Here is a 12,714-nt window from a genome sequence, read left to right as displayed (position 1 = left end):
GCGGCATGGCGCGCGCACCAGCCAGCCCCTTGCCCGGCGCGGATGCGCGGCGTAACAGCGGCCCATGACCCAGCACCAGCGCCTTCTCATCATCGACTTCGGCAGCCAAGTGACGCAGCTGATCGCGCGCCGCCTGCGCGAACTGAACGTCTATTGCGAGATCCACCCGTACCAGAGCCTCGACGACGCGGCCCTGCGGGCGCTCGCGCCCCAGGCCGTGATCCTGTCGGGCGGGCCAGACAGCGTGACCCGCCCCGGCAGCCCCCGCGCCCCGCAGGCGGTGTTCGAGATGGGGGTGCCGGTGTTCGGCATCTGCTACGGCCAGCAGGTGATGATGGCGCAGCTCGGCGGCTCGGTCGAGGCCGGCCACCACGCCGAATACGGCCGTGCCTTCGTGACCCCGGCACCGGGCCACTCGGGCGACGGGATCTTCGCCGGGCTGTTCGCCGCCGGGCGCGAGGAGGTGTGGATGAGCCACGGCGACCGCGTCACCGCGCTCGCCCCCGGCTTCGAGGTGATCGGCACCTCGCCCAACGCCCCCTTCGCCATGATCGCGGACCCGGCCCGCAGCTTCTACGCCGTTCAATTCCACCCCGAGGTGCACCACACCCCGAACGGCCGGGTCATGCTGGAAAACTTCGTGCGCATGGCGGGGTTCACCGGCGACTGGACGATGGCCGGCTACCGCGACGAGGCGATCCGCCGCATCCGCGAGCAGGTCGGCGGCGGCAAGGTGATCTGCGGACTCTCGGGCGGGGTCGACAGCTCGGTCGCGGCGGTGCTGATCCACGAGGCGATCGGGGACCAGCTCACCTGCGTCTTCGTCGACCACGGCCTGTTGCGCCAGGGCGAGGCCGAGGAGGTCGTGGCGATGTTCCGCGACGCCTACAACATCCCGCTCGTCCACGCCGACGAATCCGAGCTGTTCCTGGGCGCGCTCGAGGGCGTCAGCGACCCCGAGGTGAAGCGCAAGACCATCGGGCGGCTCTTCATCGACGTGTTCCAGAAGCACGCGGCCGAGGTGGGCGGGGCCGAATACCTCGCGCAAGGGACGCTCTACCCCGACGTGATCGAGAGCGTCAGCTTCACCGGCGGCCCCTCGGTCACGATCAAGTCGCACCACAACGTCGGCGGCCTGCCCGAGAAGATGGGCCTGAAGCTGGTCGAGCCGCTGCGCGAGCTCTTCAAGGACGAGGTCCGCGCGCTCGGCCGCGAACTCGGCCTGCCGGAGAAGTTCATCGGCCGCCACCCGTTCCCCGGCCCCGGCCTCGCCATCCGCTGCCCGGGCGAGATCACCCGCGAGAAGCTCGAGATCCTGCGCCAGGCCGACGCGGTATTCATCGACCAGATCCGGCGGCACGGGCTCTACGACGAGATCTGGCAGGCGTTCGTCGCGATCCTGCCGGTCCGCACCGTGGGGGTGATGGGCGACGGGCGCACCTACGACTTTGCCTGCGCGCTGCGCGCGGTGACCTCGGTCGATGGGATGACGGCGGACTATTATCCCTTCTCTCACGCCTTTCTCGGCGAGACCGCGACGCGGATCATCAACGAGGTCAAGGGGATCAACCGGGTCACCTACGACATCACGTCGAAGCCGCCAGGGACGATCGAGTGGGAGTAGGGGCGGCTGTTTGTCGTGGGAGTGCGGTCCGGCGGGTGTGTGGTTGAGGGGCTGCGCGGCTGAGGGGCTGCGCGGCTCATAGGATGCGCGGCTCATAGGATGCGTCGTCTCTCACGGGCCCGCACGGCTGATGGACTGCGCGTCTAAGGGGGTGCACCGCTGATAGTCTGCGCGGTTCGTGCGTTGCCCGGCTGACGGATGGCACGGGTAATGGATTGCACGGCGGAATGATGCTCGGATCATGGGTTCCGCGACTTAAGGGCTGAGAGGCTGAGAGGCTGAGAGGCTGATGCCGTGTCAGCCGGGCGCGCCTTTTCCATGATGTCGGGCCTGATGCCCTGGACCTTGATCTCCATCTGCAGGCTGGGGCTGCCCTTCTCGGTGCCGGCCACCTTGAAGGCCATGTCGCCAAGTTGGTCCTCGCCGCTCAAGGATGTGGGGGTTAGCACCGCGCAGTTGGCCTCGTCTCAATGGGCAGGCCCCGGCCCACCCCCCGGGCATCGACACGATGACCACCCCGAGCGACACTATCCGCGAAGTGTTCGTCTTGGGCGGCGAGGTGATCCGCTATGGTTGCAAACGCTAGTCGCTGACTGCCCTACGACCTGCCATCCATCGGATTCGATGACACTCCGAACAGTAAACAACAGCAGTCCTCCCGGTGTGCGCACCCTGCTTGATGCAAGGCCGCATCGCCTGCTGCCGGAGATACGGCGGCCGGCGCGCCGAGCGCGGTGCGTGTTGGGGAAAGCGGTCGTTCGAGACCCCGGCCCGCGCGGACACATCGGCGCCCACCTCCTGACTGCCGAACGCCCGTTCTTTGACCGCCTCGTCTTCCGAGCGCCTCGTTCCCGCCGACGGGTTCGTCGCCGGACGGCTTAGCGTGCCGACCCCAACGACCCGCCTCGAACGGACCCTCCTGGCCGTTGGCATTGCTGCATGCCTTGCGATCCTATCGGTTGATGCCTCACCGCCCCAACCATCCTACCGCCACTGGACCCGACGCGTGCCCCGCCCACCCGCCTCTTGGCATCGCCGCCGGGCTGGCGCATCCTCCCCTCGAACCCGCGCGGCAGACGAGACGATGACCCCCAGACCGACGCTCCTCGCCTTGACCATCGCCCTCTTTGCAGGCCTGTCGGCAACCCCTGTCACCGCCGCCCCGCAGGCCGCGCTGTGCGAGGTCGCGCTGGGCGGCACCCGCATCGACGGGCCGTGCCGCTTCACCCCGCGCAAGGGGGGCAGCTTCGACATCCGCATGGACGACGGCCGCCGCTTCGGGGGCGCCGAAAGCCTGTCGCTCGAGGTGACCGGCAAGGGACGGCGTCGGCTCTCGGGGTCGGACGGCCGGGCGTGGGGCACCGCCCGGCGGCAGACGGATGGCGCCTGCTGGGCCGCCACCGGCCTCACCGTCTGCGTCCGCGACCCGGGCGACGCCCCGGGCGCTGGCGCCAGGGGCGGCACACCGCCGACCGAGGCGGAACGCCGCACGGCCTTCGGCGCGCGCTGCCACATGGGCGGCTGCACCTGGGTCATCCAGTCGGCCGCGCGACAGATCGGCGAGGGCAGCGCCGCGATCCCCGGCAAGCGGGTTGAGGTCACGGCGCGCGCGGCCTCGGCCGAATATCCCGGCGACTACCCCGCCCATCCCGAGGCGGGCCTCGACTGGAGCGCGCCGTTCACCGACCAGTATTTCTGCTCGCCTCGCCGCCCGGCCTTTGCCGAGGCAGACGGCAGCTGGCAGGTTCTCGACCTGCCGCAGGTCTTCGGCGCGAGCGAGGCGGTCAGCCTGCGCTATCTCAAGGCCTGCCACCCGGGCACCGGCGACGATCCCTATGCCGCCGCCGAGGCGCTGGACCTTGCGCCCAGCCCTGACGCGGGCCGCCGCTTCCCCGATTTCGCCGCTCTCATAGCGAGGTGAGCCGATGACCTGCGCCTGCGGACAGCATCACGGCCCTTCGGCCAGCCACGGCCGGCCCGCGCCGACCGGCGCGCAGGTGGCGCTGTCGGGGCGGCTCACCTGCGCCGATGCGGGCGAGCTGATGGCGGTGCTCGCCCACGCCCCCGACCATATCGCGGCCAGCCGGGCCGAGCCGGGCTGCCTGCATTTCGCGCTGAGCCAGACCGACGACCCGCTCGTCTGGCAGGTCGAGGAGCTGTTCGCCGACGAGGCCGCGCTCAAGGCCCACAAGGCCCGCACCACCGCCAGCCCCTGGGGCGCCGCCACGGCGGGGATCGCGCGCTCGATCCACCGCATCGACGCCGCCTGATGGCGCGCCCCGCCCGCACCGCCGACGCGGAGGGCCCGATCCGCATCGGCGTCGGAGGGTGGAGTTTCGAGCCCTGGAACGACACCTTCTATCCCGCGGGGCTCCGCAAGACCGACCAGCTCGCCCACGCCGCCAGCCGCCTGACCGCGATCGAGGTCAACGGCACCTTCTACCGCACCCAGACGCCTGAGACCTTCGCCGCCTGGCGCGCAGCGGTGCCCGAGGGGTTCGTGCTGGCGCTCAAGGCGCCGCGCTACGCCGTGCAGAAGCGCAAGTTGGCCGAGGCGGGCGAGTCGATCCGCCGCTTCACCGACAGCGGCATCGACCGGCTGGGCACGGCGCTCGGCCCGATCCTGTGGCAACTCGCGCCGACCAAGGCCTATGATCCTGAGGATTTCGCGGCCTTCCTCGAACTGCTGCCGGCGCAGGCGGGCGACCAGCGGCTGCGCCACGCGGTCGAGCTGCGCCACCCCTCGTTCGCGTGCGAGGAGGTGGTCGCGGCCTGCCGGGCGCGGGGCGTGGCCATCGTGCTCGCCGCCGACAGCGACTATCCGATGATCGCCGACCAGACGGCGGATTTCAGCTATCTGCGGATCATGGGGACCACCGAGCGCTACAAGGCCGGCTACGCGCCGCGGGCGCTCGACCTGTGGGCGCGCCGGGCGGGGCAACTGGCGTCCGGGCAGCAGCCCGAGGGGCTCGCCCCGCTCGGCGCGCCGCTAGGCGACGGCGCCCCGCGCGAGGTGTTCCTGTTCGTGATCTCGGGGCACAAGGCGCTCAATCCCCTCGCCGCCCTCGAGCTGATCCGGCGGGTGGGCTGAGCCTCACCCCGCCGGCGGATGCGGGGTGTCGGGCAGGCGGGCGCGGACCCGCTTGATGCGGCGGGCGTCGGCGTCGATCACCTCGAACTGCACGCCGCTGTCGTCGGTGACGATCTCGCCCCGCACCGGCACGTGGCCCGCGAGCATGAAGATCAGCCCGCCCAAGGTGTCGATCTCTTCCTCGTAGACGCCCGAGACGAGCTTGACGCCGATGGCGGCCTCTACCTGCTCGATCGGCGCGCGCGCGAGGATCATCCACTGGCCCGGCCGCTCCTGCACCCAGAGCCCGGTCTCGCCCTCGTCATGCTCGTCGTCGATGGCGCCGATCACCTGCTCGACCAGGTCCTCGAGCGTCACCAGCCCGTCCACCCCGCCGTACTCGTCGATCACCAGCGCCATGTGGATTCGCTTCTGCTGCATCTGCTGCAAGAGCGCGCCGATGGGCATCGAGCCGGGGACGTAGAGCAGCGGCCTGAGCAGCGGGCGCAGCGCGAAGCGCGGCACCGGGCCCTTGCCCGCGAACCCGTGCTTCATCGCCAGGTCCTTGAAGAGTACGAGCCCGAGCGGCTGGTCCAGATCGCCGCGATAGACGGGGACGCGCGAATAGCCGTGCTCGCGGAAGACCTCGACCAGTTCGGGCAGACCGACGGTGACCGGCACCGCGACGATGTCGGCCTTGGTCACGGCCACGTCGTCCACGCTCTTGCGCCGCAGGTTCAGGATCGAGGGCGCCGCGGCGCTGGTCGCGGCCTCCATCATCGAATCGGGGGCCTCGTCGTCGCCGCCGTTCCCGGCAGAGGCGAAGCGCGTGAGGATGCGGCCGAGGAAGCCGCGCGACTGCGGCAGGTCCCGCCCCTCGCCGCCGATGCCGTCCGACCAGTCGGCATGGGCGGCGGACGGGGTCACGGCAGAGGGGGTGACGGGCGATCGCGGCTCGGACGCGGCGTCGGGGTCTGCCGTGCCGTCGGTCGAACGTGCAGGCGGTTGCGGCAGGGAGGGGGACGGGGTCGGCACGCTCAGCTCTCGTGATAGGGGTCGGGGATGCCCAGACCGGCGAGGATCGAACGCTCGGCATCCTCCATGGTTTCCGCGTCGGCGTCGGCCTCGTGGTCGTAGCCGGCGAGGTGCAGGATCGCGTGCACCAGAAGGTGGGTGACGTGATCGGCGAAGGGCTTGCCTTGCTCGGTCGCCTCGCGCGCGCAGGTGTCGAAGCTGATGGCGATGTCGCCCAGCTCGTCGCCCTCGGGCGGCCGCGGCACCTCGCCCGGGCTGCGCGGGGTCGGCTCGGTCGAGGGCCAGCTCAGCACGTTGGTGGGCACGGGCTTGCCGCGGAAATGCGCGTTCAGGGCCGCGATGCGCGCGTCGTCGCAGCCCATGACCACGATCTCGACCGCGTCGATGCCGAGATGACGCGTCGTGGCCTCGGCCGCCCTCTCGGCCATGCCGCCCAGGTCCACGTCGAGCCAGCGCTCGTCCTCGATCACCAGATCGACCGGCGACGGGTGGTGCGCGCCCTCCGGCCCGGGCGCGTCCGGTTCGTCCATGCCGATCATGCCGGCTCTCCGCCCGGGGCGCGCCGCCACGGGTCGCGGCGCGGGGGATAGGCGCCGTAGCCCTCGGGCGGGGCCTCGGCGGCGCGGGCGGCGGCGGTCTCGTCATCGGCGTCGTAGGCGTGGATGATCCGCGCGACCAGCGGGTGGCGCACCACGTCCGAGGCGGTGAAGTAGCTGAACGAGATCCCCGGCACGCCCTTGAGGATGCGCTCGGCGTCCTTGAGCCCCGACTGCACCCCGCGCGGCAGGTCCACCTGCGTGCGGTCGCCGGTGATGACCATGCGCGAGCCCTCGCCCAGACGGGTGAGGAACATCTTCATCTGCATCGAGGTCGCGTTCTGCGCCTCGTCCAGCACCACGAAGGCGTTGGCGAGCGTTCGGCCGCGCATGAAGGCGAGCGGCGCGATCTCGATCCGCTTCTCCTCGATCAGCTTGGCCATCTGCTTGGCGGGCAGAAAGTCGTTAAGCGCGTCGTAGAGCGGCTGCATGTAGGGGTCGACCTTGTCCTTCATGTCGCCGGGCAGGAACCCCAGACGCTCGCCCGCCTCGACCGCGGGGCGCGACAGGATGATCTTGTCGACATGGCCGCCGATCAGCATCGTCACACCGACGGCGACGGCGAGATAGGTCTTGCCGGTCCCCGCCGGGCCGATGCCGAAGGCGAGTTCGTTGGCGAAGAGCGACCGGACATAGTCCTTCTGCGCCTCGGTGCGCGGCTCGACGGTCTTCTTGCGGGTGCGCAGCTCGACCGGGCCGTGCTGGAACATCTCGAGCTGTTCGGCGGGCGTGGGGGACGGCGCGCCGTCCGGCTCTCCGCCCATTCTGAGCGCGGCCTCGACCTCGCCCATCTCGACCGGGCGACCCTGCTCGAGCCGGGCGTAGAGGCCGCGCAGCACCTGCGCCGCGTCCGCCTGGGCCTCGGCGGGGCCCACCACGGCCAGCAGGTTGCCGCGGCGCAGGACATGGACGCCGAGCGCCTGCTCGATCCGGGCGAGGTGCCGGTCGTGCGGCCCGCAGAGGTCGATCAGCAGGCGGTTGTCGGGAAATTCCAGCAGGGTTTCGACGGAATGGGCGGGGGCGGCGGTGTTCGTCGGGGTCAGACCCACGGGGCGGTTTCCTCATCGGATGCGTCCGGTCCATCTTGCAAGCGCGTCCCGGGATGGCAAGGGAAAGCCGGCCCCGGGGGGGCCGGCGGCCTCCGGCGGGGATATTTTTGTCCAGCCCGAGGCGGGGGGGGGTGGCCAGGCCCCGCCGCTCAGTCGCGCGGCCGGCCCTCGACGAAATCGCGCAGGCGCGGGTCTGGGGCGGCGTCCATCTCGGCCACGCCACCCGCCCAGGCGATCCGCCCGCCGGCGAGGAACGCCACCCGATCGGCGATGGTGCGCACGCTGGTCATGTCGTGGGTGATGGTGACGGCGGTGGCGCCGGTCTCGGTCACGATGCCGCGGATCAGCGCGTTGATCGCCGCCGCCCGCTGCGGGTCGAGGCCGGTCGTCGGCTCGTCGAAGAAGATCACCCGCGGGTCGGCGGCGATGGCGCGGGCAAGGCCCACGCGCTTGCGCATCCCGCCCGAGAGCTCCGCCGGCATCCGGTCGGCGGTCTCGGGGCCGAGGCCCACGCGCGCCAGCCGCTCGACCGCGCGCGCGCGCGCGGCGGCCGCGGGCATGGTGCCGATGAGGCGGAAGGCGACGTTGCGCCAGACCGGCAGGCTGTCGAACAGCGCCGCGTTCTGAAACAGCATCCCGAAGTCGCGCGTGAAGGCCGCCCGCACCGCGGGCGTGCTGGCCGCGCCGTTCAGCAGGACCGCGCCCGCGTCCGGCGTCTCAAGCCCGAGGATCGTGCGCAGCAGCACCGACTTGCCGGTGCCCGAACCGCCGATGACGACGAGGCTCTCGCCGCGCGGGACGGCGAGGTCGAGCCCGTCCAGCACCGGCGTGGCGCCGTAGGACTTGGCGAGGCTGCGGACCTCGATGACGGGGGGTGCGGTCATGTGAAGAACAGCCCGGTCAGGACGAAGTTGGCGGCGAGGATGCCGACCGAGGCCGCCACCACGGCGTTGGTGGTGGCGCGCCCTACGCCCTCGGCCCCGCGGCCCGCGTGCATCCCGAACCAGCAGCCCGCAAGCGCCACGATGGCGCCGAACACCGCGCCCTTGATCAACCCCGAGAGCACGTCCCAGCTTTCCAGATAGGCCCAGGAGTTCGAGATATAGGCCTGCGAGGTGAACCCCAGCGCGGTGGTCCCGACCAGCCAGCCGCCCATGATCCCGATCGCGTCGCCGACCGCCACCAGCACCGGCACCGACAGGATCGCCGCCCACAGCCGCGGCGTGACCAGCCAGCCCATCGGGTCGGTCGAGAGCGTGACCAGCGCGTCGATCTGCTCACTCACCCGCATCGAGCCGATCTCGGCGGCGATGGACGAGGCGACGCGGGCGGCCACCATCAGCCCGCCCAGGACGGGGCCGAGCTCGCGGACCATGCCGATGGCAACGATGGCCGGCACCACGTCGCCGGCCTGGAACCGCTCGCCGCCCGAGTTGATCTGCAGGGCCAGCGCCGCGCCGGTGAAGAGCGCCGTCAGCCCCACCACCGGCAGCGACAGCCAGCCGATCCGCAGCAGCTGGCGCGCCAGCAAGGCCGGGTGGAACCCCGGCGCGGCCAGGCCGCGGGTGGCGAAGATCGCCACCTGCCCCACGCCGCGCACGACCCGCAGCGTGACCCGGCCCAGGGCCGCAAGCGGGTTCACGCCCCCTCGCCCACCCAGCGGCAGGCATAGCGCGCCCCCAGCGAGGTCAGGATCTCGTAGCCGATGGTTCCGGCCTTCGCGGCCAGCGCGTCGACGCCCTGGCGGTCGTTCAGGATCTCGAGCTCGGCCGGCACCTCGGGCAGGTCGGTCACGTCGGCGGTGATCAGGTCCATCGACACCCGCCCGACGATCGGCGCGGACCGCGCGCCGGCCCAGAGCTCCACGTCCTTTCCGGTCAGCGACCGCAGCAGCCCGTCGGCGTAGCCCGCCGAGACGGTGGCGATCCGCGACCGGCGCGGCGCGGTCCAGGTGCAGCCGTAGCCCACCGCCTCGCCCGGCTCGACCCAGCGGGTCTGGATCACCTCGAGCGCCAGCCGCACCACGGGGCGGGCGTCGGTGAAGGGCTCGGCGCCGTAGAGCCCGATGCCGGGCCGCGTCACGTCGAAGTGATAGTCGGGGCCGAGCAGGATGCCGCCCGTCGCGGACAGCGAGCGGGGCGCAGCGACCCCCTCGGTCATGCTGCGGAAGGCGGCAAGCTGCGCCGCGTTGGCGGGGTGGCCGGGCTCATCGGCGCACATCAGGTGCGACATGACGAGCGCCGGGCCGGTGCCGTCGCCGGTCGGCGCGGCGAGCGCCTCGGCGCGGACGGCCGCCCACTCGGACGGCTCGAACCCCAACCGGTTCATGCCGCTGTCGAGCTGGATGCCGAAGGCGCCGCGCGGGCGCAGCGCGCGGTCGCGGAAGAACTGCTCGGGGCTGTTCAGCACCGGCACGAGGCCGGTCAGGTCCTGCCCCGGCATATGCCCCGACAGCACGAAGATGCGCGCGTCGGTCCCGAGCAGCGGCCTTATCGCCCGCCCCTCGCCCGCCTGCGCCACGAAGAAGTCGCGGGCGCCTGCGGCATAGAGCGCCGGCGCCACCCGCGCAGCGCCCAAGCCGTAGGCGTCGGCCTTGACCACGGCGCCCGGGCGCGCGCCCGGCGCCCGCGCGGCGAGCGCGCGCCAGTTTGCCGCGATGGCGGCCAGATCGATCGTCAGTCCCATGCCGGGGGGCATGGCCCCGCCCCGGCGCGGCGTCAAGCCTTCGCCACACGGTCGCGGCGGCGCACCCGCGCGCGCCACCTATACGGGTTTTCAGTTTAAGCAGCGGTTTCCCGACGTAGTTTGCAAAGTTTCCGCTTTCCGCTTTGCGGCGCATCGCGCGCGCCTTATGGTCCCGCGCAACCCGAACACAGGCATGCGAACCACAGAGGGCGGCGATGAAGGACATTCCGGGACAGCTCGAGCAACTTCGCGCCGAGGCGAGGCTTGGCGGCGGCCAGCGGCGAATCGACGCCCAGCACGCCCGCGGCAAGCTGACCGCGCGCGAACGGCTCGACATCCTGCTCGACGAGGGGTCGTTCGAAGAGTTCGACATGTTCGTCCGGCACCGCTCGACCGACTTCGGGATGCAGGACGACCGCCCCTACGGCGACGGCGTGATCACCGGCTGGGGCACGATCAACGGCCGCATGGTCTATGTGTTCAGCCAGGACTTCACCGTCTTCGGCGGCTCGCTGTCGGAAACCCATGCCCAGAAGATCTGCAAGATCATGGACATGGCGATGCAGAACGGCGCGCCGGTGATCGGGCTCAACGATTCGGGCGGGGCCCGGATCCAGGAGGGCGTAGCCAGCCTCGCGGGCTATGCCGAGGTCTTTCAGCGCAACATCATGGGCTCGGGCGTGATCCCGCAGATCAGCGTCATCATGGGTCCCTGCGCGGGTGGCGCGGTCTATTCGCCGGCGATGACCGACTTCATCTTCATGGTGAAGGACACCTCCTACATGTTCGTGACCGGCCCGGACGTGGTCAAGACGGTGACCAACGAGGTGGTGACGGCCGAGCAGCTCGGCGGGGCCTCGACCCACACCAAGAAATCCTCGGTCGCGGACGGGGCCTTCGACAACGACGTCGAGGCGCTGACCGAGATCCGCCGGCTCTTCGACTTCCTGCCGCTTTCGAACCGCGACAAGGCGCCGACCCGGCCGTTCTTCGACGACCCGGCGCGGATCGAGGCCTCGCTCGACACGCTGATCCCCGACAACCCGAACCAGCCCTACGACATGAAGGAGCTGATCGCGAAAATCGCCGACGAGGGCGATTTCTACGAGATCCAGAAGGATTTCGCCGGCAACATCATCATCGGCTTCGTGCGGATCGAGGGGCAGACGGTCGGCGTCGTCGCCAACCAGCCGATGGTGCTGGCGGGCGTCCTCGACATCGACTCGAGCCGCAAGGCCGCGCGCTTCGTGCGGTTCTGCGATGCGTTCAACATCCCGATCCTGACGCTGGTCGACGTCCCCGGCTTCCTGCCCGGCACGGCGCAGGAATACGGCGGGGTCATCAAGCACGGCGCGAAGCTGCTGTTCGCCTATGGCGAGGCGACCGTGCCGAAGGTCACGGTGATCACCCGCAAGGCCTATGGCGGGGCCTATGACGTCATGGCCTCGAAGCACCTGCGCGGCGATTTCAACTATGCCTGGCCCACCGCCGAGATCGCGGTGATGGGGGCCAAGGGCGCGGTCGAGATCCTCTATCGCAGCGAGCTGGGCGACAAGGACCGGATCGCCGAGCGGACCAAGGACTATGAGGACCGCTTCGCCAACCCCTTCGTGGCGGCCGAGAAGGGCTTCATCGACGAGGTGATCCAGCCCCGCTCGACCCGCCGCCGGGTGGCCCGCGCCTTCGCCAGCCTGCGCAACAAGCAGCTGACCAACCCGTGGAAGAAGCACGACAACATCCCGCTGTGACCTGACCCGCCCCGACCGCTCTCACCCGAGGCTTCCCTGCGCGCCCTGATCCCGATGACCGTGACGCTGTTTCTTGCCCAGGCGGCCGCCCCCGTGGCGGTCGGCGCCGCCGCCGACGCCGCGCATGAGCGCGTCGAGGTGCCGTCGGGCGCCGAGGTCTGGCTGCAGGAAGAGATCACCGACCGGGTGCCGGGCATGGGCCTCGTGGCACGGTTCCGCTTCGTCATGCCGGCGCTCGAGGACGTGGTGCCGGCGGTCGATCCGGCCGACCTTGCCGACCATCTGCCCGCCGACATGGTCGAGGGGACGCAGGACACGCGCCCGCTGAGCCCGGCCGAGCAGGCCGAGCTTGACGCGGCGCTGGGGGACCTGGTGATCGAGGCGGTCCCCGACCAGGGCGCCGGCGCCGGCGATCCGGCGTGGGGCGGCGCGGGGTCGAGCGGGATCTCGATCACCCCTGTCCTTCCGGGCGACGGGGGCGAGATCGACGCGCCGCTGCCGTCGGAACTCGCGGCCCCCGACGCGGCCCTGCCGGGCGGCGACGGGGCAGCGGACGAGGCGGGCGGCGATCTGGCCGCCGTCGCCGGCGAGCCCGGGGCGATGGACGGGCCGGTGCTGCCGGCTGCGCCCGACCTCTTGATGCAGGACCCGGTGCACCGCGACATCCAGTTCCTGTGCGAGAACTACGCCCTGCCGCGGCTCAAGGCGATGAACCCGCGCCCGACGCAGATCGTGATCTCGATGGCGTCGGCCCCGAGCCCGTTCGGCAGTTTCGACCCCGCCATCGTCCAGTTGTTCGAGGGGTTCAGCGTCCCCCGCGACCGCGAGGCCTGCGTGTGGGAGCCGATGTGATGCGCCCGTCCCCTGCCCCCTGCCCCATCCGCGCCGACGACCGGAGCGGCGATGA

The 12,714-nt window shown here is 71.3% G+C and carries 13 protein-coding genes; 6 read left to right on the top strand and 7 right to left on the bottom strand.

Going from position 1 to position 12,714, the window contains the following annotated elements:
* The first annotated feature begins 64 nt into the window (after nucleotides 1–64).
* Nucleotides 65–1,624: a glutamine-hydrolyzing GMP synthase gene (gene guaA, locus HGN31_RS15035; RefSeq protein ID WP_036732517.1), complete on the top strand. Its 1,560-nt coding sequence runs from the start codon at nucleotides 65–67 to the stop codon at nucleotides 1,622–1,624.
* A gap of 239 nt (nucleotides 1,625–1,863) precedes the next feature.
* On the opposite strand, the gene HGN31_RS15030 is transcribed toward guaA, so the two are convergent.
* The gene (locus tag HGN31_RS15030) at nucleotides 1,864–2,028 is read right to left on the bottom strand and encodes a hypothetical protein (protein WP_168783725.1); all 165 of its coding nucleotides are present in this window, start codon (nucleotides 2,026–2,028) and stop codon (nucleotides 1,864–1,866) included.
* Between the two features lie 680 nt (nucleotides 2,029–2,708).
* Between HGN31_RS15030 and HGN31_RS15025 the strand changes: the two genes are divergently transcribed.
* The 3 genes from HGN31_RS15025 to HGN31_RS15015 are packed head-to-tail and all read left to right on the top strand — an operon-like array spanning nucleotide 2,709 to nucleotide 4,715.
* Nucleotides 2,709–3,545, top strand: a complete 837-nt coding sequence (locus HGN31_RS15025) for a hypothetical protein (RefSeq protein ID WP_168783724.1) — start codon at nucleotides 2,709–2,711, stop codon at nucleotides 3,543–3,545.
* 4 nt (nucleotides 3,546–3,549) lie between these two features.
* Nucleotides 3,550–3,894, top strand: coding sequence for a putative quinol monooxygenase (locus HGN31_RS15020; protein WP_081969382.1), 345 nt, complete (start codon nucleotides 3,550–3,552; stop codon nucleotides 3,892–3,894).
* Entirely contained in the window at nucleotides 3,894–4,715 is an 822-nt protein-coding gene (locus HGN31_RS15015; RefSeq protein ID WP_168783723.1) for a DUF72 domain-containing protein, read from the top strand. The genes HGN31_RS15020 and HGN31_RS15015 overlap by 1 nt, the downstream gene beginning before the upstream one ends.
* A 3-nt stretch (nucleotides 4,716–4,718) precedes the next feature.
* Here the strand turns inward: HGN31_RS15015 and HGN31_RS15010 are convergent, their stop codons facing one another.
* From HGN31_RS15010 to alr, 6 genes are all read right to left on the bottom strand, one after another.
* The gene (locus HGN31_RS15010) at nucleotides 4,719–5,582 is read right to left on the bottom strand and encodes a transporter associated domain-containing protein (protein WP_425325341.1); all 864 of its coding nucleotides are present in this window, start codon (nucleotides 5,580–5,582) and stop codon (nucleotides 4,719–4,721) included.
* A gap of 149 nt (nucleotides 5,583–5,731) precedes the next feature.
* Nucleotides 5,732–6,259: an rRNA maturation RNase YbeY gene (ybeY, locus tag HGN31_RS15005; protein ID WP_168783722.1), complete on the bottom strand. Its 528-nt coding sequence runs from the start codon at nucleotides 6,257–6,259 to the stop codon at nucleotides 5,732–5,734.
* A gap of 5 nt (nucleotides 6,260–6,264) precedes the next feature.
* The gene (locus tag HGN31_RS15000) at nucleotides 6,265–7,374 is read right to left on the bottom strand and encodes a PhoH family protein (protein WP_168783721.1); all 1,110 of its coding nucleotides are present in this window, start codon (nucleotides 7,372–7,374) and stop codon (nucleotides 6,265–6,267) included.
* A gap of 149 nt (nucleotides 7,375–7,523) precedes the next feature.
* Entirely contained in the window at nucleotides 7,524–8,258 is a 735-nt protein-coding gene (locus tag HGN31_RS14995) for an ABC transporter ATP-binding protein (protein ID WP_168783720.1), read from the bottom strand.
* The gene (locus tag HGN31_RS14990) at nucleotides 8,255–9,016 is read right to left on the bottom strand and encodes an MlaE family ABC transporter permease (protein WP_168783719.1); all 762 of its coding nucleotides are present in this window, start codon (nucleotides 9,014–9,016) and stop codon (nucleotides 8,255–8,257) included. Before HGN31_RS14990 ends, HGN31_RS14995 begins: the two co-directional genes overlap by 4 nt.
* Nucleotides 9,013–10,059: an alanine racemase gene (alr, locus tag HGN31_RS14985; RefSeq protein ID WP_168783718.1), complete on the bottom strand. Its 1,047-nt coding sequence runs from the start codon at nucleotides 10,057–10,059 to the stop codon at nucleotides 9,013–9,015. Before alr ends, HGN31_RS14990 begins: the two co-directional genes overlap by 4 nt.
* 215 nt (nucleotides 10,060–10,274) lie before the next feature.
* Here alr and HGN31_RS14980 point away from each other — a divergent pair, with 215 nt between their 5' ends.
* Both HGN31_RS14980 and HGN31_RS14975 read left to right on the top strand, forming a co-directional pair.
* Nucleotides 10,275–11,807 (top strand): acyl-CoA carboxylase subunit beta, encoded by a 1,533-nt coding sequence (locus HGN31_RS14980; protein ID WP_168783717.1) that lies wholly within the window; start codon nucleotides 10,275–10,277, stop codon nucleotides 11,805–11,807.
* A gap of 54 nt (nucleotides 11,808–11,861) precedes the next feature.
* On the top strand, nucleotides 11,862–12,659 hold the full coding sequence (locus HGN31_RS14975) for a DUF6497 family protein (protein ID WP_168783716.1): 798 nt from the start codon (nucleotides 11,862–11,864) through the stop codon (nucleotides 12,657–12,659).
* Nucleotides 12,660–12,714 lie beyond the last annotated feature (55 nt).

The sequence above is a fragment of the Paracoccus sanguinis genome (genome assembly GCF_012689545.1).
Lineage (GTDB): Bacteria > Pseudomonadota > Alphaproteobacteria > Rhodobacterales > Rhodobacteraceae > Paracoccus > Paracoccus panacisoli.
Note: the sequence above shows the minus strand (reverse complement) of the source record. Positions and strands in the feature narration are given on the sequence as shown.